General features: G+C 60.3%; 21 protein-coding genes and 1 pseudogene. 9 read left to right on the top strand and 13 right to left on the bottom strand.

What is annotated here, in order from left to right:
- Window positions 1-10 precede the first annotated feature (10 nt).
- The gene (locus C6Y56_RS12170; RefSeq protein ID WP_169430077.1) at window positions 11-439 is read right to left on the bottom strand and encodes a hypothetical protein; all 429 of its coding nucleotides are present in this window, start codon (window positions 437-439) and stop codon (window positions 11-13) included.
- Between the two features lie 154 nt (window positions 440-593).
- Between C6Y56_RS12170 and C6Y56_RS12165 the strand changes: the two genes are divergently transcribed.
- From C6Y56_RS12165 to C6Y56_RS29175, 6 genes and pseudogenes are all read left to right on the top strand, one after another.
- Window positions 594-941, top strand: a complete 348-nt coding sequence (locus tag C6Y56_RS12165; protein WP_169430076.1) for a metalloregulator ArsR/SmtB family transcription factor — start codon at window positions 594-596, stop codon at window positions 939-941.
- A 9-nt stretch (window positions 942-950) separates the two neighbouring features.
- Window positions 951-1421, top strand: coding sequence for an arsenate reductase ArsC (locus tag C6Y56_RS12160; RefSeq protein WP_169430075.1), 471 nt, complete (start codon window positions 951-953; stop codon window positions 1419-1421).
- 11 nt (window positions 1422-1432) lie between these two features.
- Window positions 1433-2119, top strand: coding sequence for an arsenical resistance protein ArsH (gene arsH / locus C6Y56_RS12155; protein WP_169430074.1), 687 nt, complete (start codon window positions 1433-1435; stop codon window positions 2117-2119).
- 117 nt (window positions 2120-2236) lie between these two features.
- Complete coding sequence (locus C6Y56_RS12150) at window positions 2237-4621, top strand: DUF3772 domain-containing protein (protein WP_169430073.1); 2385 nt, start codon at window positions 2237-2239, stop codon at window positions 4619-4621.
- Between the two features lie 137 nt (window positions 4622-4758).
- Window positions 4759-6405, top strand: coding sequence for an alkaline phosphatase D family protein (locus C6Y56_RS12145; RefSeq protein ID WP_169430072.1), 1647 nt, complete (start codon window positions 4759-4761; stop codon window positions 6403-6405).
- A gap of 27 nt (window positions 6406-6432) precedes the next feature.
- A pseudogene (locus tag C6Y56_RS29175) lies at window positions 6433-6549 on the top strand (fluoride efflux transporter CrcB); the annotation flags it as partial.
- A 55-nt stretch (window positions 6550-6604) separates the two neighbouring features.
- On the opposite strand, the gene C6Y56_RS12140 reads toward C6Y56_RS29175, so the two are convergent.
- From C6Y56_RS12140 to C6Y56_RS12130, 3 genes are all read right to left on the bottom strand, one after another.
- On the bottom strand, window positions 6605-6769 hold the full coding sequence (locus tag C6Y56_RS12140; protein WP_169430071.1) for a DUF2986 domain-containing protein: 165 nt from the start codon (window positions 6767-6769) through the stop codon (window positions 6605-6607).
- Window positions 6770-6821: 52 nt separating this feature from the next.
- On the bottom strand, window positions 6822-7517 hold the full coding sequence (locus tag C6Y56_RS12135; RefSeq protein ID WP_169430070.1) for a tRNA (adenine(22)-N(1))-methyltransferase: 696 nt from the start codon (window positions 7515-7517) through the stop codon (window positions 6822-6824).
- A gap of 116 nt (window positions 7518-7633) precedes the next feature.
- Window positions 7634-8341: a class I SAM-dependent methyltransferase gene (locus C6Y56_RS12130; RefSeq protein WP_169430069.1), complete on the bottom strand. Its 708-nt coding sequence runs from the start codon at window positions 8339-8341 to the stop codon at window positions 7634-7636.
- Between the two features lie 267 nt (window positions 8342-8608).
- Here C6Y56_RS12130 and C6Y56_RS12125 point away from each other — a divergent pair, with 267 nt between their 5' ends.
- Window positions 8609-9919 carry a PBS lyase gene (locus tag C6Y56_RS12125; RefSeq protein WP_169430068.1) on the top strand — a complete coding sequence of 437 codons (1311 nt, stop codon included), beginning with the start codon at window positions 8609-8611 and terminating at the stop codon, window positions 9917-9919.
- A gap of 9 nt (window positions 9920-9928) precedes the next feature.
- Here C6Y56_RS12125 and C6Y56_RS12120 read toward each other — a convergent pair whose 3' ends face one another.
- Together C6Y56_RS12120 and C6Y56_RS12115 are read right to left on the bottom strand one after the other, a co-directional pair.
- On the bottom strand, window positions 9929-10525 hold the full coding sequence (locus tag C6Y56_RS12120) for a LysE family translocator (RefSeq protein WP_169430067.1): 597 nt from the start codon (window positions 10523-10525) through the stop codon (window positions 9929-9931).
- Window positions 10526-10576: 51 nt separating this feature from the next.
- On the bottom strand, window positions 10577-11413 hold the full coding sequence (locus tag C6Y56_RS12115) for an AraC family transcriptional regulator (protein WP_169430066.1): 837 nt from the start codon (window positions 11411-11413) through the stop codon (window positions 10577-10579).
- 166 nt (window positions 11414-11579) lie between these two features.
- On the opposite strand from C6Y56_RS12115, the gene C6Y56_RS12110 reads away from it, so the two are divergent.
- Window positions 11580-11774, top strand: coding sequence for a PLDc N-terminal domain-containing protein (locus tag C6Y56_RS12110; RefSeq protein WP_007955366.1), 195 nt, complete (start codon window positions 11580-11582; stop codon window positions 11772-11774).
- A gap of 210 nt (window positions 11775-11984) precedes the next feature.
- Entirely contained in the window at window positions 11985-13049 is a 1065-nt protein-coding gene (locus tag C6Y56_RS12105; RefSeq protein ID WP_169430065.1) for an alpha/beta fold hydrolase, read from the top strand.
- Between the two features lie 21 nt (window positions 13050-13070).
- Here C6Y56_RS12105 and C6Y56_RS12100 read toward each other — a convergent pair whose 3' ends face one another.
- The 7 genes from C6Y56_RS12100 to proX form a co-directional block, all read right to left on the bottom strand.
- A complete protein-coding gene (locus tag C6Y56_RS12100; RefSeq protein ID WP_169432623.1) occupies window positions 13071-14096 on the bottom strand; it encodes a GlxA family transcriptional regulator in 1026 nt (341 codons plus the stop codon).
- A 128-nt stretch (window positions 14097-14224) separates the two neighbouring features.
- The gene (locus C6Y56_RS12095; protein WP_169430064.1) at window positions 14225-15715 is read right to left on the bottom strand and encodes an aldehyde dehydrogenase; all 1491 of its coding nucleotides are present in this window, start codon (window positions 15713-15715) and stop codon (window positions 14225-14227) included.
- A gap of 1 nt (window position 15716) precedes the next feature.
- A complete protein-coding gene (locus C6Y56_RS12090) occupies window positions 15717-16619 on the bottom strand; it encodes a dihydrodipicolinate synthase family protein (protein WP_169430063.1) in 903 nt (300 codons plus the stop codon).
- A 66-nt stretch (window positions 16620-16685) separates the two neighbouring features.
- Complete coding sequence (locus C6Y56_RS12085) at window positions 16686-18014, bottom strand: MFS transporter (protein ID WP_169430062.1); 1329 nt, start codon at window positions 18012-18014, stop codon at window positions 16686-16688.
- A 63-nt stretch (window positions 18015-18077) separates the two neighbouring features.
- The gene (locus tag C6Y56_RS12080) at window positions 18078-19394 is read right to left on the bottom strand and encodes an NAD(P)/FAD-dependent oxidoreductase (RefSeq protein WP_007955396.1); all 1317 of its coding nucleotides are present in this window, start codon (window positions 19392-19394) and stop codon (window positions 18078-18080) included.
- 117 nt (window positions 19395-19511) lie between these two features.
- Entirely contained in the window at window positions 19512-20570 is a 1059-nt protein-coding gene (locus C6Y56_RS12075) for a GlxA family transcriptional regulator (RefSeq protein ID WP_169430061.1), read from the bottom strand.
- A 42-nt stretch (window positions 20571-20612) separates the two neighbouring features.
- The gene (gene proX / locus C6Y56_RS12070; RefSeq protein WP_169430060.1) at window positions 20613-21635 is read right to left on the bottom strand and encodes a glycine betaine/L-proline ABC transporter substrate-binding protein ProX; all 1023 of its coding nucleotides are present in this window, start codon (window positions 21633-21635) and stop codon (window positions 20613-20615) included.
- Between the last annotated feature and the right edge of the window lie 25 nt (window positions 21636-21660).

Here is a 21660-nt window from a genome sequence, read left to right as displayed (position 1 = left end):
TGAAAGGCAATCAAGCCAAAGCGTTGCTGGTTTCGCCGCGCAAATAAGCAATGAAGCCAGCCCAATCGTGCTGCTGGTATTTTTCCAGCATGCGTTTGGGCAGTTTTATCTGAGACAGGCGCCAATCAATGGATTGCGCCCACTCGGATTCGGCCAGAATTTGCTGGCCCGTGAAGTAGCGAACTTCATCGGCGGTGGTGTTGTAGATCAGAAAGATCCGCTCGGGATTCATGCTGACCGCTGCGCGACTGAGTCCCCGCTGGTTGTTCCAGTTCACGCCGCTTTTGACTTGCACTTCGAAGTATCGGCCGTTGTGCCCGACGATTCCGTCAATGCCTTTATCGTCGACCAGGGATGGGAAAACGTCGAAGCCGGCTTCCAGTAGATAACCCCAGATGGCGAACTCATTGCGTTTGCCGATGGCCAGTTTGTTCTTCATGCCTTGTATCCTTGCACGCTGTCCGAGGAGGCTGTTTGCCAGCCTCACCTCCATGAAGGCCACATGCTATCACTCGCCTCAGAAAAATTCAGACCTTGCCCAGCACATACGGAAATCCGTATATTCGGCTTTCCACATATATAACGGCACTCCCATGCTTGACCCTACCTCCGTTTTCAAATGCCTCGCCGACGAAACCCGCGCCCGGGCCACGCTGCTGATCACCCGTGAGGGTGAGTTATGTGTCTGCGAACTGGTCTGCGCGCTGGACGACAGTCAGCCGAAAATCTCCCGCCATCTCGCGCAGCTGCGCACCTGTGGTCTGTTGCTGGATCGTCGCCAGGGCCAGTGGGTTTATTACCGGCTCAACCCTGACCTGCCCACCTGGATCCGCACCCTGCTTGAAACCACATTGGCCGCCAACACCGCCTGGCTGGAAGCAAACAGCGCGCGTCTGGCCACCATGGGCGACCGCCCGCTCAATACATCTGCCTGCTGCTGAGGACCGATCATGCGCGTTCTATTCATGTGTACCGCCAACAGCTGCCGCAGCATTCTGTCCGAAGCGATGTTCAATCACCTGGCACCCCAAGGTTTCGAAGCGGTCAGCGCCGGCAGTTTTCCCAAGGGCCAGGTGCTGCCGCGCAGCCTGACCACGTTGCAGGAGGCCGGCATTTCCACCGCCGGGTTGAGCAGCAAGGGCAACGAAGCCTTCGAAGACAACCCGCCGGACATCGTCATCACCGTGTGCGACAAGGCCGCCGGTGAAGCCTGCCCGGTGTACTTCGGCCCGGCCCTGAAAGCCCATTGGGGACTGGAGGATCCGTCGGAAATCCGCGGCGACGAGGCTGCCATCCACGCAGCCTTTCACGCCACCCTCGCCCGGATCGAAACCCGCTGCCGCGCCTTCCTCGCCCTGCCCTTCGCCGAACTTGACCGCGATGCCCTCAAGCGCGAGCTCGACCGCATCAGCACGCTGTAACCGGAGCCGACATGACCGACCTGCCCAATCTCGACACAACACTGATTCAGAAAACCGCCCGCAGCGACGCGCACAAACCACGCATTCTGTTGCTCTACGGCTCGACCCGCCCGCGTTCCTTCAGCCGTTTACTGGTGGAAGAAGCCGCACGACTGCTGGAGCACTTTGGCGCCGAGACACGAATCTTCAATCCTTCGGGTCTGCCGCTGCCGGACGACGCACCCGGCGATCACCCGAAAGTCCAGGAACTGCTCGAGCTGATGCAATGGTCCGAAGGCCAGGTCTGGTGTTCGCCCGAACGTCACGGCGCGATGTCGGCGGTGTTCAAGGCGCAGATCGACTGGGTGCCGCTGGCCCTCGGTGCGGTGCGTCCGACCCAGGGCAAGACCCTGGCGGTGATGCAGGTCTGCGGAGGTTCGCAATCGTTCAACGTGGTCAATCAACTGCGCGTGCTGGGCCGCTGGATGCGCATGTTCACCATCCCCAATCAATCGTCGGTACCCAAGGCCTATCTGGAATTCGACGAAGGTAATCGCATGAAACCCTCGGCGCTGTACGACCGGGTGGTCGACGTGATGGAAGAGCTGGTGAAATTCACGCTGTTGCTGCGTGATCGCCCGGACCTGGTGGATCGCTATTCCGAGCGCAAGGAATCGGCTGAGGAATTGATGCAGCGGGTCAATCAGCGGTCGATCTGAATAACCGCAACACCGCGAACGGTGGCCCGTCGCCCGGGTCACCGAAACTTTTCCGCGCCCTCCGGCCCCATCACCTAACCTCAATGTTTGTGTGATCAACCGGACTCGCCCATTCTCATGCGTAATGCATTGAAGTTATTGATGTTCATCACCCTGACGCTGCTCTGTCCGGGTGTCTCGATGGTGTCGGCCGCCGACCTGCCCGGCACGCCCGATGTCGGCGCCCCGCTCCCCGGCGTCACCCAGAATGATCTGCAAGCGTTGCAGCAACGCCTTGACGGCCTCAAGCAGCAAATCTCGTCCGCCAACAATTACAACCAGCTCGAAGGCCCCCAGGATCGGGTGCAGGCGTTCATTCTGGACATCGACCGGTTGTCGACCTCGCTGTTGCCACAACAGGCGCAGCTGACGGTACAACTGGGCGTGCTGGGCGCAGCGCCGACGGAAACGGTAGCCGCCGAACAGGCCGATATCGCCGAACAGCGGGCGGCGCTGATCGAGCAGAAGAACAAGGTCGATACCGCACTGAAAAATCTGGCCACGCTCAAGCAGAACGCCACGGACCTGATCACCCAGATCGCCGGCATTCGCCGCACGTTGCTGGAAAGCGAACTGACCCTGCGCACCGACAGCGTGCTCAGCCCTGATTTCTGGTCGCCGATGATCGATCCCGATCCTGCCGATCGCCAACGCTTGCAGATGTTCGTTGACCAGATCAAGGAAACCGGTACCGAGGCCTGGCAGCCGGAGCAACGGTTCTACACCGGCGTGCTGGTGGTGCTGTCCTTCATTGTCTGGACCCTGGGCCGACGTCTCGCCGACCGTTGGCTGGCGTGGGTGTGCATCCATCGCATGCCCGAAGGCCGGTTGCGCCGCAGCTCGCTGGCCTTCGCCTCGGCGCTGGCGACACTGGCGACCACCGCGATAGCCCTGGAACTGCTGTATTACGCCTGCACCCGGCATGTGCCGCTGCCACCGATGCTGGCGACGTTCTCCGACGAATTCCAGAAAGTCGTGTACGCCTGCGTGATGATTACCGGCCTGAGCCGGGCGTTGCTGTCGACCGAGCACCCGTCGTGGCGGCTGCCGGTGATTGCCGAACCGGTGGCCCTCACGCTCAAGCCTTTCGCCAGAATCCTCGCCGCGACGCTGCTGGTGCTGGTGACGGCGGTGCAGGTCGGCAATGCGTCCGGTATGAGCAGCCAGATCGTGATCACCGGCCGCGGTGTGATCGCATTGGTGGTGTTGGGCATCATCACGGTGCTGCTGATGCGCGTCGGCGAGGTGCGCAAGGAGTTGGCGGCGACAGGAGATGCGCAGGCGACGGGCAATACCCTCGCCGGGGTGATTTACACCGTGACCACGCTGGCGATGGTCATTTCACTCGGCACGTTGTTGACAGGCTACGTATCGCTGGCGCGGTTCATCACCTATGAGTTGGTGTGGGCGTTTATCGTGCTTTCCGGTTTCTACCTGCTGATGCAGTTGCTCAAGGACAGCTGCGAATACTTCTTCTCGCCCCGCCACTCCAGCGGCAAGGCCTTGAAGCAGCTGCTGGGTGTCGGCGACCGGCGACTTGAGCAGGCCTCGACCCTGCTGGCCGGCGTGGGCCGGGCGGCGTTGCTGTTGCTGGCTGTGATCACGCTGTTCGTCGGCGGCATCGGCACCACGCTGGGTCAATTGGCAAACAACATCGGCACCATTCTCGGCGGTGCCGGCCTGCGCAAGCTGAACATCGTCCCCGGTCACTTGCTCAACGCGGTGCTGGCCCTGTTGATCGGTATCTACCTGATTCGCGCCCTGCGCCGCTGGCTCGACAACGAGTTCCTGCCCAAGACCGACATGGACCCGGGCATGTGCGCGTCACTCAGCACGCTGTTTTCCAACATCGGCTACGCCGTGGTGATTCTGTTGACGCTGTCGTCGCTGGGCGTGCAATGGACCAACCTGGCGTGGATCGTCAGCGCCCTGTCGGTGGGCATCGGTTTCGGTCTGCAGGAGATCGTGAAGAACTTCGTTTCCGGGCTGATCCTGCTGACCGAACGCCCGGTCAAGGTCGGCGACCTGATCAGCATCAGCGGCGTCGAGGGCGACATTCGCCGGATCAACGTGCGTGCCACCGAGATCCAGCTCAGCGACCGCTCCATCGTGATCGTGCCCAACTCGCAACTGATTTCGCAGAACCTGCGCAACGTCACCCTCGGCGGCAGCGCCCAGGGCGTGGCGACGCTGGAACTGATGTTCCCGCTGGACATCGACCCCGAGCAAGTCAAAAGCCTGCTGCTCGACACCTACAAAGAGCACGAAACCATCCTCGGCAAACCGGCGCCGTTCGTGCGTTTCAGCAAACTTTCACCCGATGGCATCACGCTGACCGTGACGGGTTATGTCGACAGCCCAAGGATTGTCGGCAAGACCAAGAGTGATCTGTTGTTCGAGATACTCAAGCGGCTGGGGGCGGCGGGGATCGAATTGGCCAAGCCACCGCAGCCGGGCGGTTGAGGCCCTTGAGCCCAATGAGCCGATACCCTCTATAGTCAAATCGCGCACCTCATGGGGATTCGTCAGAAGTTTGCTGTTGGCCGTGTTCGATCAGAACGCCAGTTCCCCTGACAACCCAAGTGAAAATGGAGAAAGTCATGGCCTTGGTCGATCCGCGGAACAACGAATACGACGTGAACAAACTTGGCACTGCCAGCATTGTCGGGCACGTAAGCACTGACAGTGCTCGAATCTGGATTCGCGTCTATAAGGCAGGAGAATGGGCGCTGGTCTGGTCCGAAAAGGCGTTGGTCGGGGACCTGTTCACGCTTGACGACAAACCCATTGAACTGTTCCTCAAAAACCAGGGGGGCGACCCGAAAAACATACTGTCGTACAAGTTCAGTGAAGACTCGGACCTGACCAACACCTTTGATATAGCCAATCTGAAACCGAACACCACCTACTACTATTACTTGATGAGTCAGAAGCCAACGTCCAAGAGCATGTGGCGCAGAACAGAAATCGGATATCAAAAGCTCTACTCCTTTACCACCATGGCGCAATCCATGCCTGACTTCAGCTTTGGATTCTATAGCTGCCATGACCCGTTCAACGCCAATAACAGCAATGGTGCGTGGCCATTGTTTCTCAGCAGGGCCAATAACGCGAAAGTCAGATTTGTCATTGGCGGTGGCGACCAGGTCTATGTGGACTGCCAGGAAAACAAATACTTTCCAGACATCTGGGAATGGCTGCAGAACAACAAGGACGATCTGATCACGGCATTCACAAAAGACGGAAAACTGCTCACCGCTGGTCTTGATGCCTACCTTCTGAGCCTTTACCGCTGGTATTACCGTGTGTACTGGAATTTCCCTCAAATGCAGGAGATCTTTTCGAAAACGCCTCAATACATGATTTGGGATGACCATGAAATCATGGATGGCTGGGGATCGCGAACCAACAAGGAGCGTCTGGAAATTCTTTCAAGGTACTTCAAGAAAGACGACCCAGACATTGACCAGCAACTTATAAACTCGATGTGGAATGCCGCAAGAACAGCCTATTTTGAATATGGCCACAGTCACAACCCTCCCACCAACATTGTCAGGTCGTTATTGAAAACACCCGAAAAATGCGTCTGGGACTATAACTTCATGAAGGGGACAACCCCCTTCTATGTGCTCGACCTGCGCGGGCATCATGATGTTGAAAGGGCCAAAAACAGGCTGCTTGGAGATGATCAGGTTGACCGCTTTCTAGGCTGGCTGGATACGCCGCCCGTCAAAAAATCAAAAATCGTGTTTGTGGTCAGTTCCGTTCCAGTCGTTCACTGGCGATCCATCGTCCTGACGGCAGGGTCCTTGATTAACAGTCTCAAGGACGACTTCATGGATGAATGGGATCATCCCTCCAACCATGTTGAAAGAAACCTTCTGCTGGAAAAGATATTCGCCGCCTTCGATGCCGAAGGCCGGACCCTGGTGTTTTTAAGCGGCGATGTGCATTGTGCTGCCGCCTTCAGGTTGCAGCACCAGATCTATCGCAGGGCCAACGTTTACCAGATTACCTCGAGTGCCATTTCGCGAATGCCCGCCGGGCAGACTGTTTCTGGCGCAATAGCCAAATCCGGTACGCTGAGTGGTAATGACAATGTCCAGTTCGAGCACCTGTTCAGCCATTCGGAAGACAAGAACTTCGCCATTTTCCACGTGAAAAACAGTGATTCGATCACCGTCGATCTGTGCTGGCCTGGCGGCACCGAAGGCGAAGCCGTCATCAAGACCCTCGAGTTGAAATAGACCAAAAAAGGGGCCAGCCGAAACGGTGCTTTGATTCAGGAGGGACTACTGCTCTGGGCACTCGGCTCGATTTCGGTACACGTCGTCGCCTCGCTCGCAATGACTGCGGCGGGGCTGTTGTCCCATCAATTGATTGGCACGCGTCAAGGAGACAAAACCGTACGATGCGGGCGCTTTGTATCTGCTGCGTTAACCTGCATCACTCTTCAGTGGAAAGGCTCGGCGCCTGGCTGGCTTCAGCTTCCATCTTCAAGCGGTCAGCCTTGCTGATGTACTTGGGTTTGTTGCTTTTCGGCGCCAGTTTGGCGTTGGCCTTTCTGGATTTTTCCTTGAAGAGTTGTTGCAGTTTCTTCTGACGGTTCATGGTGTCTTGCCTGGCTTGAAAGTGGATGAATGATATCAGCGTTGGGGCTGTCTCACCCCAGCACGTCATTGATCCAGCGCACCTGCCGCACCAGATCCTGCACCTTGTGCTCGCACACCCCGTGCCGCGCCCGCCCGAAGTGGTTCAGGGTCTGCTGCTTGTGTCGCAACCGGTGCTGCCACTTTGTGACAAACGCAGGGCTGCGCGCCTGCAATTGATGCGGGCCGAAGTACAGTTCTTCTTCGGTGTAGGTCACCGGGTCGCCGCGCTCGGCGACGATGATTTCGTAGTCGAAGCGATTTTCCCGCAGGACTTCTTCGCAGAGGATTCGGTAGTCGTTGTCCATCAGCCATTGCCGCAGGGGTTGCTCGCCGCCGTTGGGTTGCAGGATCAGGCGTTCGTGACCGCTGAGGCGCACCTTGCCGGCCTCGAGGATGTCGCGGATGGTCTCGCCGCCCATGCCACAAATGCTGATCGCGGTGATTGCGTCTTGGGGCTCGATGGCCGTCAGGCCATCGGCCAGGCGCACGGTGATCTTTTGACTCAGATCGTTCTCACGCACAGTGCGCTCGGCCGAGCGAAACGGCGTCAACGCCATCTCCCCCGCCACCGCCGCCTCGATGGCGCCGCGACGCATCAACGCCACCGGCAGGTAGCCGTGATCCGAGCCGATATCGGCCAGGCGCGCACCGGCGGGTACGTGCGCAGCTACACGCTCCAGGCGCATGGACAATGTCTGTTCGTTCAACCGCAACCCCTTTCACTCTGAACGCCCGGCGTTGGTGGCCGGATCGGGGCGCGATTCTGGGGGGCAACGGCGGAGATTTCAAATCCGTGTGGTCGGATTCGTCGCTCGGCCCCGGATCAACGCACTCGACGCGTCAACCACGCACCCCAGAACAGACTGCTGAAAAACCGGGTGGCCTCGCCGAACCCGGCTTCATGCAACAGCTTTTGAACCGCCGCTTCGGAATGCGGAGGATCGGCGCCCTGAAGAATTTTCCCCAGTTTGGCCTTCACCTCATCGGCGCTGGCCCCGTTCTGGCGCCAACGCTGTCCCCACGCTTCCAGTAGCAACGGTTGGCTGGCATACGCGTAGTGATTGCCGGCCACGATCAGCGGAGCACCCGGCTTCAAACGAGCCCGAATGGATTGCAAAAGCGCTCGCTTGGCCTCATCGCCTTCCAGATGATGCAGAACCCCGATCACCGTGGCGGCGTCGTATGACTCATCGGCAGGCAAATCATCGACCGGCCCGAGATGCAGATCCGTTCGCGCCAGCAAGTCGTGTGTCCGCAACTGCTCGGTCGCCGCCGCCAACATCGGCTCGGAAGGATCAACCGCCATGAATCGCCAGCCAGGCTCCAGACCTCCCATGGCGATGATTTCCTGAGCCGTCCCGCCGGCGCCCACCGCCAGAATCCGCGCCGAACCGGCATTACCGAGGCTGGCCGCCAGCATGCACGCGGCAAGGTCATGGCAAGCGTCATAACCCGCCAGCGCAATACGGCTTTGCTTGCCGTATTCATTGGCGCGGGAGGTGTCGAATTTTCCAGTAGAGCAAGATTTCAAGGCAGTTTCTCCGTGTCCTTGAATCACCCTACGTCACGAGCATCGATAATAGAAATTCATTGATTTTATGCGGTGCATTCCTGCCAGGAATGTGGAAGGTATCTCCTGCACTGTCTGCGCGGTTCCCACGCCGAGCCCGAGCGAATCGACAGTTACGCCTGCGACCGAAAAATCAGTAAAGTGGCCACCCTGCACCCGGACAACGACAGAAAGGATCATTGCGTGACATCTCCAAAGGACTGGTGGGACCGGCTGAGGAACAAACCCATGACCGAGCCCACATGGGCGGAGTATCGGCGCAACGAAGCACTGGAACTGCTCGCAAATGCCAATGGCAGCGCTACATGGATTGAACTCAGCACTCACCACAACGGCTTCGTCCGGGAAGTTGCGGTGAGAGAACTCAGTCGCGATTGCTCCCCGCAGGCGCTTGTAGCCCTGATAGAACGGCTCAACGATTGGGTGCCACAGATTCGCGATCTGGCGTTGTCCGGGATGAACAACTACCTGAATCCCGCTCAGGCGCCTGCTTTGCTGTATGCGCTGAACTCGATCATGGCGCTGGTGGCGCGGCAGCGGGTTGACCATGCCCCCACCTACACCGCCGCACGCACTGTTCTTCAATCACCGGAAATCCGCGATGAAGTCTTCGCAGACTTTCTCGTGCGACAAGGCAAAGCCGCGCGCTACCTGTTCATGTTGCTGCTGGAAACGGATTTCGACTCGCAAAGACTTTTGCGTAGCGCCTTGGCTCATAGAGAGCTGACCGTAAGACTGGCTGCCGTGTCGGTCTGTCAGGATCTACCGCCAGCGCAGGCCTCGCCTTTACTGCTTGAGGCCCTGTCGCGTCCGGGTGCCAAGGTTCGTGTCAACATACTCCGCGCGCTCCTTCCCTTGTCCGATGATCCAGGCCAACTGTTGCCGATGGCTTTGCTCGATCCTTCGCCCGCGATTCGCAGCCTGGCGCGTTGGGCTGCGCCACGTTACGGGATCGATGCAACTAAGGTACTGGCACAGCGACTCAGCCAGGATTTCCCCACCCGCAAACGCGAATGGCTTGGCGTACTGGGTCTGGCAGCCGAGCTTGAAATCGGGCTCCAGAAGCATTGGCTGACTGAAGCGCTGAGCTCCATCTACCCCTCCGTGCGGCAGGCTGCTGTTCGCGTGCTGGGCGATGAAGATCTGTCGCTGATGCTCGGGGCGTTGAGTGATCCTTCGGAAAAAGTGTACCTCGCAGCCTACGCGCTATCAGACAAGCAGCCTTGGGCCGTGCTGAATACCAGGGTCGCCGCGAAACTGGATTACGAATGGCATGACCTGCCCCCGCAACGCAGCCGGGCGATCTTGCGTTTGATGTCGAGTTGGCAGCAGGTCGCCTATCTGCTGAAACGGCTGGAAGCAGAACCCGTGGTCGAGACATTCTGGCTGCGGCAGGTGGATCTCTGGTGCGATCGCCAGTATCAGGTAGTCGACCCGATCACCTCAAAAGACCAGCGCAACGCGTTGGTACAACGGCTCAGAGCGCTGGCCGCCAGCCGCCTTATCCAGAGTGACAGGGTTGCGCTGTTTACCAACTGAAGTCTGAACCTAGACCAACACCGCCAACCAAGCCGACAGCAACAACAAAAACGCCAGCCCGGCATTCATGCGCCTGAATGCCCGTGGCGATCCAAAGAACCGCGCGCTGCCCACGCCCAGCAGCGCCCACGCCGTCATGCACGGCAGGCAGACCAGCAGAAACACAAAGGCCAGCAACAGCATCCGCATCTGTTCATCGCCGTTTCCGCCAAACACGCTGACCACCGCCACCGCCATCATCCACACCTTGGGGTTGATCAATTGCAGGCCCACGGCGCCGAATACGCTGAAGCCGTCATCCGCCGCTGTCGCCGAGTCCAGCGACGGCGGTGTGCTGCGAAAGATCTGCCACGCCAGCCAGCTCAGCCACAGCACCCCGACCCAGGCCATCGTCTGCTGCACACGGGGATAGCGCAACAGCGTTTCGCCGACGCCGAGCCCGACCACCAGCACCACCAGTGCCGCCGACAGACAAGCACCGAAGATGATCGGCAGCGTGGCCACCATTCCGCGTCGCGAACTGTGGCTCATCACCAGAATATTGGTCGGCCCCGGGGTGATCGAGGCGACGAAGGAAAACAGCAGAAAAGGCAACAACGATTCCATGGCATGGACTCCGGATCAGAACAGGAGTCCATGGTCGCGGTTGCATGGGGTTCAGTCTGGAAGGTTTGAGCAGCGTTTGCGGTAGTCGGCTGGCGTGAGGTGATAGGCCCGACGAAACCAGCGACCCAAGTGACTTTGATCGGCAAAGCCCAGCGCACTGGCGACGTCGGCAGGCGTTTCGCCTCGCGCCAGCAATTGCCGGGCCCGAGCCAGCCGCAACTGGATCAAGTAACCATGGGGCGCCAGCCCGAAGGCCGACTTGAAGGCCCGGGTCAGCCGAAAACGATCCACCCCACAGGCCCGGGCCAGATCATCCAGTCCGATGTCTTCGAAGGCGTGGGCATGCAAATAGTCCCGCGCCACCTGCGCCACGCGGGGCAAGCGTGGATCGAACGCCTGACGCTTGCGCCAGTCGAGGTGGGACGTCAATGCACCCAGCAAGTGGTCGACAGCGCTCTGCCGGACGATGCGCAGGTCGCCGTGATGCAAGGCCTGAAAGGCCTGATTGATGGAAGTGGCCAGACGCGAATCCTGGCTCAGGGTATCGGTGAACCCGAGCTGGCTGTTGTCGGGTGCGTGCTCGAACAGCACGCGCAATTCGCGCTCCAGCCAATGCGGATCGAGGTAGAGCATGGAATAGGTGAAGCCCTCCTCCGTCGGCGCGTGCCCGTCGTGGATCTCCCCCGGCTCCAGCATGAAAATCTTGCCCGGCGTACTCAGATGGCGCACGCGCCGGCAATGAAACTGCTGCACGCCCTGCTCGGTGACACCCACCAGAAAGCTGTCATGCCAGTGCGGATCGTAGGCATGGCCCTGGAAATGGGCACGAATCGACTCGATCCCGGTGTCGGCATCCTGGGACAGGTCGATCCAGTTGCGTTTGTCCACGCAAGGCTCCGAAGGCAGTGTTGGTCGTTGAGGACGTCTACGTTACCGCGACTTTGCCGATCGGTTTAGAACATTTGTGCACGTGGGCCACGCAGGTCATCAAGCAAATTTAATGAACCCTGAGTGGCATGCCGCGCCTAACCCAATGACCATCAGGAGGTAGCCCATGCAACTTGAAACCACGTGGATCGTACTGGCCGTCGTTCTTTTGCTCATCGAATTGTGGGCGATCAACCGGGTGCGCAAGAGTGAGGGGAAAGCCAGCAACAAAGGCGTCTGGATCGTATTGATCGTGTTTGTGCCGCTGTTCGGGCTGATCGCCTGGGCACTGGCCGGACCCAAGCACGTCACTCAGGCCTGAAACCCAAGGCAAGCAAAAGCCCCGAACATTCGGGGCTTTTTGTTGGCCGCAGGTTTGTATCGCAGTGTGTACGAACACCTCCCGGATACATCCCTGCGCATCAGCCAACGAAAACGGAAACAGCGCAGATACGTGGCCAGCCTTTAATAGACTGCAGATTCGAAGGGTTCAGCCAGAACCCGGCCCTCGCCGATCATAAGGAGACTTGCCATGAAGCACGCACCACACGCCACTGTCACCACCGGGAAAAACCGTCGCCGCCTGCTGGGCCTGTCGATTCTAGCCACCGCGCTGCTGCAATTCGGCGCCTTCGCCCAGGCACAAACCGCAGCCCCCGCGCCGGTCAAGACCGCAGCCGCCAGCGTCAAGGCCGATCTGCCCTTCGGCCCGCTGAAACACGTGAAGGCTGGCCTGCTGGACGTGGCCTACGCCGAAACCGGCCCGGCCAATGGCCCGGTGGTAATTCTGCTGCACGGCTGGCCGTATGACATTCACAGCTACGACGACGTCGCGCCGCTGCTGGCGGCCAAGGGTTATCGGGTGTTGATGCCATACGCTCGGGGTTATGGCGACACGCATTTCCTGTCCGACAAGACCGTGCGTAATGGTCAGCCGGCGGCGCTGGCCAGTGACGTGATCGATTTCATGGATGCGCTGAAGATCAAACAAGCCGTGCTCGGCGGCTACGACTGGGGCGCGCGTTCGGCGGACATCGTTTCGGCGCTGTGGCCGGAGCGGGTCAAGGCGCTGGTGTCGGTCAGCGGTTACCTGATCGGCAATCAGGCCGCCGGCAAGAATCCGCTGCCGCCCAAGGCCGAGCTGCAATGGTGGTATCAGTTCTACTTCGCCACCGACCGCGGTGAGGCCGGTTACGCCAAGAACACCCATGATTTCGCCAAGCTGATCTGGCAACTGGCGTCACCGAAATGGGCCTTCGACGATGCCACCTTCGACCGCAGCGCCAAGGCGTTGCAGAACCCGGATCACGTCGCGATCACCGTATTCAACTACCGCTGGCGCCTGGGCCTGGTGCAGGGTGAAAGCCAGTACGATGCGCTGGAACAGAAACTCGCCACCGCACCGTCGATCAGCGTGCCGACCATTACCATGGAAGGCGATGCCAACGGCGCACCGCACCCGGCACCCGAGGACTACGCCAAACGTTTTACCGGCAAATACCAGTTCCGCCTGATCAACGGCGGCATCGGCCACAACCTGCCGCAGGAAGACCCGAAAGCCTTCGCTCAGGCGATCATCGACGCCGATCACCTCTGAAGCAGCACGCCGAACGGCTCGTCATTTGACGAGCCGTTTTTCTTTGGACGGCCGATAACCGAAATAGGCGCTGTAGCACTTGCTGAAATGACTCGGCGACACGAATCCGCACGCCACCAGCACGTCCACCTGGGACAGCTCGGTGTGTTGCAGCAGACGCCGGGCCTCGGTGATGCGCAGCTCCATGTAATAACGCTGCGGCGTGGTGCCCAGTTGTTCCTTGAACAGCCGTTCCAGCTGACGCCGGGAACGCCCGGCATAGACCGCCAGTTGCTCCAGCTCCAAGGGCTCTTCAAGGTTGGCATCCATCAGCTTCACCACTTCACGCAGCGGCGCGCTGACGCAGAGGTTCTCGGTCGGTTTGATCCGTCGGTAACGCGATTCCTCGAACGCCAGAATGTCTTCGATGCCTTCGACCAGCGCCTTGTCGTGCAGGCCCTTGATCCAGTCCAGGGCCATGTGGAAAGCGCCGGACGGACTGGATGCGGTCAACCGGTCGCGGTCGATCACGTAAGGTTCGCTGCTGACCTGGGTCGCCTTGGAAATCTCCGCCAGCGCCGGCCGATGCTCCGGGTGAATCGCACAGCGGTAGCCTTCCAGCACCCCTGCCCGACCCAGGAACCACGCGCCGTTCCACAACCCGGCCAGTATCACACCAGCCTCTGCGGCCATTTTCAGCAGATTGATAAACTCGTCGCTCGCCTTCAGTTCCGTGCGGTAACCGCCGCAGATCACCAGCAGATCCAGCTCCTGCAACACGCTGGTTTCCAGACGCGAGTCCGGGCGGATCACCAGCCCCAGATCGCTGATCACTTCGCCGTCGCTGAGGCCGAAAGTTCGCGTGGAAAACAGTCCGGGGCGCAGCAGATTGGCGGTGACAAGGGTGTCCAGCGCCTGGGTGAAGGCCGGCAGGGAAAAATGCTCCAGCAGCACGAACCCGGTGCGGGTCATGCGTCCCGGCCCGCTGGCGGGCTCGTTCAGGTAGCGAAGGTTCTTGCCCTTCATGCCACCGCTGAATTGGCGTCGTTCGATCAAGGTGTGGTCCATCGGTTTCATTGTTGTAGCGCCATGCTAACCGCCGGGGCGGCAAAATACTCGGGAATGAACGCAATTCGCCCCAACCGGTACGCGCGTACCGATCGGGGCGAAAAAGGCCTGCGAAAAACCGCGATGAATCAGGACGCGTCGATCCAGATGGTTTTCAGCTCGGTGTACTGGTCATGGGCCCAGATCGACTTGTCACGCCCACCGAAACCCGATTCCTTGTAGCCGCCGAAAGGCGTTGAAGCATCGCCCTCGCCGAAGCAGTTCACGGTGACGATACCGGCGCGGATCCCACGCGAGAGTTTCAGCGCATGGCGCAGGCTGCCGGTGTACGCCGACGCGGCCAGACCGTAAGCCGTGTCGTTGGCCAGGCTGATCGCTTCGTCGACGGAGGTGAACGTGGTCACGCTCAGCACCGGGCGGAAGATTTCTTCCTGGAACAGACGGCTGTCACGGCTGACGCCATCGACGATGGTCGGCTCGACGAAGATGTTGTCGGCCGTGTTGCCCCCCGCCAGCACCGAAAGATTCTCATCCCGGGCATGGTCGAGGTACGAACGGACCTTCTCGAAATGCGCCTTGCTGATCATCGAGCCCAGACGGTTTTCCGGGTCCAGCGGATCGCCCATTTTCCAGTCGGCCAGGTGCACCTGCACGCGCTGGAGCAATTCGTCCTTGATGTCCGAATGCACGATCAGCCGCGACGAGGCCGAACAGTTTTCGCCCATGTTCCAGAACGCGCCGTTGACCACGTGCTGGGCGACCAGATCGACGTCTTCGACATCGTTCATCACCACCGCCGGGTTCTTGCCGCCGCACTCCAGCACGATGCGTTTCAGGTTGGATTCGCTGGAATACTTGAGGAACAACCGCCCGGTATCAGTCGAACCGGTGAAGCTGACCATCGCAACGTCCGGGTGTCGGCCCAGCGGTTCGCCCGCCTCCTTGCCGCCGCCGGGCACCACGTTGAACACACCGGCCGGAATCCCCGCCTGGTGCGCCAGCTCGGCTACGCGCAGGGTGCTCAGGGTGGTTTCCTTCGCCGGTTTGACCACAATCGAGCAACCAGCGGCCAGCGACGGGCCGATCTTCCACGCGAGCATCAGCAGCGGGAAATTCCATGGCAACACCAGACCGACCACGCCGATCGGCTCACGCACCACCATGGTCACCGCGCCGTTACCGGTCGGTGCGGTCGAGTCGTAGATCTTGTCGATCAGCTCGGCGTGCCAGCGCAGGGTATGAATCGTTTCGGGCACGTCGATGTTCTGGCATTCGCGGATCGGTTTGCCGCTGTCTAGGCTTTCCAGCACCGCCAGTTCATGGGAGCGGTCTTCCAGCAACTGGGCGAATCGCAGCAACACCGACTTGCGTGCCGACGGCGCCAGCCCTTGCCAGCGTCCGTCCTCGAACGCCTCCTTGGCTGCGGCGACAGCGGCGTCCACGTCCTGGGCACCGCACGCAGTAATCTCGGTCAACACCGCTTCAGTGGCCGGGTTGGTCGTGGTGAACGTCTTGCCGGACAGCGCGCTGCGAAACTCGCCGTTGATGAACGCCTGATTGCGAAACTCGAGCCTCGCCGCCAGTTCGCGGTATTGCGCTTGACTCAGAAGATCGGCCATTTCAAACCTCCGCGACGATGCGCGCCACATTCTGCTTGAGGGTCTTGATCACGCTTTCCAGCACTTCCTTCTCGGACGCTTCGAGCGGCTGCATCGGCTTGCGCACACCGCCGGCCCGCAGGCCGACCAGTTCGCTGCCGTGCTTGATCGACTGAACGAACTTGCCGCTTTCCAGCACGTCCATCAGCGGCAACAGCGCCGACATGATCCGCCGGCCCTTGTCGAAGTTCTTCTCCAGAACGCAGGCTTCGTACAGCGCAATGTGCTCGGCCGGAATGAAGTTCGAACCGGCGCAGACCCAGCTGCGCGCGCCCCACGCGAAGAACTCCAGGGCCATGTCGTCCCAGCCGCAGGACAGCTGGATCGAAGGGTGCGAATGTGCCAGACGATGCAATTGAGCGGTGTCGCCGGAGCTTTCCTTGATCGCGACGATATTCTTGCAACCGGCAATCGCCTCGAAGAATTCCGGGCCCATCGCTACGCCCATCCGCGCCGGGTAGTTGTAGAGCATGATCGGCAGGCCGGCGGCCTTGTCCACGGCCAGCACGTGTTCGGCGATTTCCTTTTGCGTCGGCAAGGCATAGGGCGGCGAGCCCACCAGAATCGCGTCGGCCTCGATCGACTTGGCGTGCTCGGCGAAGGCCACCGCATCTTCGGTGCGGATCCCGCCCGTGCCGATCACCAGCGGGATGCGGCCGTTGATCACTTCCTTGGCGCGCTCGGCCACTTTCAGCCGCTCGGCGGTGGTGTGGGCGTAGTACTCGCCGGTCGAACCACCGATGACGATGCCGTGAACCCGCGACTCGATCAGATATTCGACCACTTCGGCAAACGCCGAATAGTCGATCTGGCCATCGGCGGACAAAGGCGTAATGGCAGGGGTAAAGATGCCGTCAAAGTTCATAGGTTTTTCTCCAGTGATTGCAGTGTTCAATTCGTTGGCCCGACGCCGTTAAGGCTCGGGCAAGGTTCAGTTCAGCGAGGCAGCCTGTTGCAGGTTGAGCGATCGGGTTTCCGGCGCGAGCACCCACGACAGCACCAGGCCGACCAGGGTGACGGCCGCTGCGATGTACATAGTCTGGGCGATGCCCAGCGTGCTCAGGGAAACCGGCACCAGATAAGTCCCCGCTGCGGCGCCGATGCGCGACAGAGAGGTGCCGACACCGACCGCGAAGGCGCGGATTTCCGTGGGGAACAGTTCATTGGGGTACACCAGCGTCAGCACCTGGGCGCCACCGATGAACAAGGCGTAAACGGCAAAGAAGGCGAGCACCAGCGCATTGGGCCCGGCATGACCGACGGCCAGCCCGAGCAGCGCAAGGCCCGAGCAGAGAAAGCTGTAGATCAACAGATTGCGTCGGCCGACACGGTTGATGATCCGGGTCGAAATCACGCAGCCGATGACAAAGAACAAGGTAATCGCCACCGATCCCAGGGATGACCAGTCGCCCTGCAGATTGAGTGCGGCCAGCACCTTCGGCGCAAAGGCATACACGGCGAACAGCGGCACCACCGAACAGGTCCAGAACACCACGACAAACAGCATGCGTTTGCCGTAGCCGGAGTGCAGCAGGTTGAAGATCGTCAGCTTCTCGCCCACCCGGTGCTCGGGGAGATTGGCCAGGGAGAAGTCGTTGCCGTAGACCTGTTTGATGATCGCTTCGGCTTCAGCGGCGCGGCCCTTGCTCAGCAGCCAGCGCGGCGATTCGGGTGTGCCGATGCGCACCAGAAACAGCATGGCGCCGATGATCGCCGCGCTGGCCAGCACCAGCCGCCAGGCATCGGAGCCCCACAGCTTGAACATCAGCTCGCCCACGACATACGCCGTTGCAGCCCCGGCGAACCACATGATTGTCAGCGTCGCCAGACGCGGGCCGCGATATTTGCGCGGCATGAACTCGACCAGCAGCGAAGTCGCCACCGGGTACTCGATGCCCACCGCCACTCCCAGCAGCAGCCGCAGAAAAAACAGCGCCACCGCCGAATCGACCCACAGCTGCGCCAGCGAGGCCACGATGAACAGGGTCGGCCCGACAAACAGCAGACGTTTGCGCCCCAGCACATCGGTCAGCCAGCCGCCGAGAAAACCGCCGAAGAAAATGCCGATCAGCGCCGAGGCGGCGATCATGCCTTCCCAGAAATCGTCCAGTGCCAGAGACCTGGACATGTGCACCAGCGCCACACCGATGATGCTCAGAACATACCCGTCGACAAAGGAGCCACCGGCCGAACGGATCGTCAGCAGACGATGAAAACCATTGAGCGGTACGTCCTCGATTGATACAGCAACGTTGTTCATTTCTTGTCCTTGTATTCAGTGCATCGCTACTTCAGTTCATCGCGCAGTTCGGGCGATGAGCGTTCAACTTTCGCGGCCGGCGCGGTATTGCCCCCACTTCAGGTTCATGTTCACGCCCAACGAGAGAAACGGTTCGGGCGGGTTGCCCGTCGGCCCCGGGGCCTGCAACAGAAAATCGATCAAGCCGTCGCGCTCCCCGGCCAGCCAGTCGGCCAGCAACTTGCCGGTGACCGTGCCACGGGTGACGCCCAGGCCATTGCAGCCCAGCGCGCCGTAAACGTTCGGCGCCAGTTCGCCGAAGAAGCCGTTGTGGTTCCTCGACATGGCCAGCGCCCCGCCCCAGGTGTATTCGAACTTCACCCCCGGCAGCATCGGGAAGCGCTGATCGAATGACGCGCGGTGCCGGCGCACGAAGCGCTCGTTGTATTTGCTGTTGCTGCGGCCATCGGGGTTGAAGCTGAAGCTGTTGCGGATCAGCAAACGGTTGTCGGGCGTGCGCCGCACCGTAGTGCCGAACGGGTCGGCCGGAATCGCGCCCCAGAACGGTTTGCCACCGAGACGCGCCTGCTCTTCATCGGTCAGCGGGCGGGTGATGCTGGCGTAGGTGTAGATCGGCAACATGCGGCCCTGCAGAAAACCGAAGCGCATGCCGAACGAGTTGTTGGCCAGGATCAGTTTGTCGGCGGTGATGCTGCCGTGAGCGTGCTTGAGCAAAGTCTTGGCGCCGTATTCCACTTCCAGAATCGGCGTGCGCTCGTAGAGGGTGACGTTGGCCGGCAAACTGTCCGCCAGGCCCTTCACCAGCGCCGACGGCTGAACCAGCACCGCGCCGGGGGTGAACAACGCCTTGCGGTAGAAACGGGTGCCCAGATGCTCGGGCAATTCTTCGGCCTCGATCATCTGATACGGCTGACCGAGCTTGTCGAGACCCCGGCGATAAGCTTCCAGCACCGCGATGCCGCGTTCTTCCACGGCGGCCTGATACTTGCCGCAGGCTTTCATCTGGCAATCGATACCGAACTGATCGACCAGATTGCGCAGGATCGACTGGCCCTCCAGGTTCAGCTTCAGACTGATCCGGGCCAGATCGATATCACCGATATAGTCCTCGGCCCCGATGTCATGGGGCAGATCGATCGCAAAACCGGCATTGCGACCGGACGGCCCCAACCCTACTTCCTGCGCTTCGATCAGCACCACTTCATCGTCCGGGAAGTTCAGCGCGAGCTGGCGTGCCGCCGCCAGCCCGGTGAAGCCGGCACCCACGACGACCCAACGCGCCGAACGGTGGCCGCGATGGCCAGGCTCGGGACTGCGCGGCCGGCTCAGGTGGAACCAGCCACAGCTGTCATCATCGGCGGGCAGCGAACTGACTTTCATAGTGTTGAACCGTTTATTGTTGAAATGACAAATCGAACCCGACACGAAGCAAACGCGCGGAATCGCGTTGAATGAAAACAGCCATCAAAGTTGCGTTACTTGAATCTACTCAATCGCTCAGAAGTTGGCGGCGAGCGCATATCGCCCGGCACCGTAATCGTTCGCGTAGTAGTAATCCCGGAAGGTCATGGGCGGCAGTCCGAACAGATCCTTGAAGCGTTTATAGAAGTGCGGATAGCTGACAAACCCGGTTGCCAACGCCACATCCGTCAATGAACGATCACTTTGCACAATCAACTGCCGGGCCCGGGTCAGCCGCAACTCCAGGTAATAGCGGTTGGGAGCGGCATTCAGATACCTCGCGAATCGTCTTTCCAGTTGGCGGCGGGAAACACCGACGTGACTGGCGATCTCGTCAATTTCCAGCGGCTCCTCGATGTGTTGTTCCATCAGCGAAAGCGCCATGTTCAACGGCTTGGGAATGGCTGCCGGCCGGACATCTTCGGTGCGCAGCGTTTCCCGGCTTTTCGGCTGGTGCACTCGTCTGATCTCACCCACCAATGACGCATCGCTGCGCGAACCCAGTTCCTGCATCAGCGCCAGTGTCATGTCCAGCGCCGAGCAGGCATTGGCGCACGTCCCGCGACGCTGGCCAAAGGCGAAGTCCCGAGTGCACGCCTTCAATTGCGGGAAATACTCGCCGATCAGTGCGCGACTATCGCCATGGCAGGCGAACTCCTGCCCCTCCAGCAATCCCGCATCCGCCAGGTAGAACGCAGCGTTCCAGCAACCCGCCACGACGCCTTTGGCGCAAGCCACTTTTTTCAGAACCCGACGCAACATCGGGCTGGACGACAGCCGGACCCGCTGACCACCCACAACGATCACCGCATCCTGATTGAAGCCTTCCGCCGCCAGCCGTTGCGAGGAAATCGGCACGCCGACATCACTGTCGACCAGACCGCCTTGCAACGAATAAGTCGAAATCCTGTAAACCGTATCGCCGTTGATCAGGTTGCCGGTGGCCAGCGCGTCCATGGCTGTCGAAAGGGTCGTCAGCGAGAAGTGATCGAGCAGGATGAACGCCACCCGCACGACGCGTTCATGCTCGACCAGATCCGTGGTCTGGCGAAACCCGATGTTCTGCAGTTTCAATGTGCTTTGGAAAGTGTCCATGCTGCGCCACCCGATACCGTCATTTGACAAGGAACAACCCGCTTACTTGGCCGCCGCCCGCGCATCATTCAGCCAACCGTCATAACTTTGCTGGTGGGCCTTGATCCACTCGGCGGCGTGGCGCTTGATGTCGGCCAGGGACTTCTCGCCCTGCTGCATCTTCAGGTTCTGCGCGCTTTCGTCGGCGGTGCTGATGCTGACTTCGGAGAGGAACTTGCGGGCCACCGGGTTCTTCTCGGCGAACTCCTTGTTCATGACAACGTTGACCGTATCCACCGGGAAGCCGAGGTTCTTGCCTTCATAGAAGGTGTCCTTGCTTTCCTTGCCGTCAGGCAGATCGGTGTATGGCACCGGCAGCCAGACCACGTCGCGCCCTTCGACCAGCACGCTGGAAATCCACTGTGGCACCCAGGTGAAGAACAGCACGGGTTTGCCTTGCTGGTAGCGGGCGATGGTGTCGGCCATCAGCGCGAAGTACGAGCCGCGGTTGTCGACGACGGTCGGCTCCAGGCCGTAAGCCTTCATGTGGTGCTCGACCATGACTTCGCAGCCCCAGCCCGGGTTGCAACCGGTCAGGTCGGCCTTGCCGTCACCGTTGCTGTCGAACAGCTTGGCGATCTCCGGTTTCTTCAAATCCGACAGATCCTTGATGTGATAGGCGTCTGCGGTTTTCTTGTCGATCAGGTAACCCTGTAGCACGCCTTTCATGATCTGCCCGACCTTGACCATCACGTCATCGCCGCCGGCCTTTTCATAAAAGGCTTCGTGCAGGTGCTCCCACTCATGCACGGTGAAATCCGCGTCGCCGTAGGACAGCGCCAGGAACATCGCCGGGTAATCGGTCTCTTTGGGCTGCTTGACGTCGTAGCCCAACTCCTTGAGCCCGGCCACGACCACTTCACCGCGAAAACGCTCTTCGGCGATGGTCGGGAAAATCGGAGTGATCGACACACCGGCGCCAGGTTTGCTGGCGTCCGCCGCGAACGCTGCTGAACACAGGATCGTGCCCATGACTGAAGCAACCACACCCGCCACAACGCTTTTCTTGAGATTTGCCAGTTTCATGTTTCACCACGCTTTGGAGTTTTAA

Source organism: Pseudomonas fluorescens (assembly GCF_012974785.1).
In the GTDB taxonomy this organism is placed as follows: Bacteria; Pseudomonadota; Gammaproteobacteria; order Pseudomonadales; family Pseudomonadaceae; genus Aquipseudomonas; species Aquipseudomonas fluorescens_BT.
This window is presented reverse-complemented; position numbering and strand designations above follow the sequence as displayed.

Coding starts and splice junctions, on each gene's coding strand:
- C6Y56_RS12125 (WP_169430068.1), top strand. CDS start 8,609: ATGACCGAGCCCACATGGGCGGAGTATCGGCGCAACGAAGCACTGGAA.
- C6Y56_RS12080 (WP_007955396.1), bottom strand. CDS start 19,394: ATGAAAGTCAGTTCGCTGCCCGCCGATGATGACAGCTGTGGCTGGTTC.
- C6Y56_RS12145 (WP_169430072.1), top strand. CDS start 4,759: ATGGCCTTGGTCGATCCGCGGAACAACGAATACGACGTGAACAAACTT.
- C6Y56_RS12165 (WP_169430076.1), top strand. CDS start 594: ATGCTTGACCCTACCTCCGTTTTCAAATGCCTCGCCGACGAAACCCGC.
- C6Y56_RS12105 (WP_169430065.1), top strand. CDS start 11,985: ATGAAGCACGCACCACACGCCACTGTCACCACCGGGAAAAACCGTCGC.
- C6Y56_RS12140 (WP_169430071.1), bottom strand. CDS start 6,769: ATGAACCGTCAGAAGAAACTGCAACAACTCTTCAAGGAAAAATCCAGA.
- C6Y56_RS12075 (WP_169430061.1), bottom strand. CDS start 20,570: ATGGACACTTTCCAAAGCACATTGAAACTGCAGAACATCGGGTTTCGC.
- C6Y56_RS12090 (WP_169430063.1), bottom strand. CDS start 16,619: ATGAACTTTGACGGCATCTTTACCCCTGCCATTACGCCTTTGTCCGCC.
- C6Y56_RS12120 (WP_169430067.1), bottom strand. CDS start 10,525: ATGGAATCGTTGTTGCCTTTTCTGCTGTTTTCCTTCGTCGCCTCGATC.
- arsH (WP_169430074.1), top strand. CDS start 1,433: ATGACCGACCTGCCCAATCTCGACACAACACTGATTCAGAAAACCGCC.
- C6Y56_RS12085 (WP_169430062.1), bottom strand. CDS start 18,014: ATGAACAACGTTGCTGTATCAATCGAGGACGTACCGCTCAATGGTTTT.
- C6Y56_RS12170 (WP_169430077.1), bottom strand. CDS start 439: ATGAAGAACAAACTGGCCATCGGCAAACGCAATGAGTTCGCCATCTGG.
- C6Y56_RS12150 (WP_169430073.1), top strand. CDS start 2,237: ATGCGTAATGCATTGAAGTTATTGATGTTCATCACCCTGACGCTGCTC.
- C6Y56_RS12160 (WP_169430075.1), top strand. CDS start 951: ATGCGCGTTCTATTCATGTGTACCGCCAACAGCTGCCGCAGCATTCTG.
- C6Y56_RS12100 (WP_169432623.1), bottom strand. CDS start 14,096: ATGGACCACACCTTGATCGAACGACGCCAATTCAGCGGTGGCATGAAG.
- C6Y56_RS12095 (WP_169430064.1), bottom strand. CDS start 15,715: ATGGCCGATCTTCTGAGTCAAGCGCAATACCGCGAACTGGCGGCGAGG.
- proX (WP_169430060.1), bottom strand. CDS start 21,635: ATGAAACTGGCAAATCTCAAGAAAAGCGTTGTGGCGGGTGTGGTTGCT.
- C6Y56_RS12110 (WP_007955366.1), top strand. CDS start 11,580: ATGCAACTTGAAACCACGTGGATCGTACTGGCCGTCGTTCTTTTGCTC.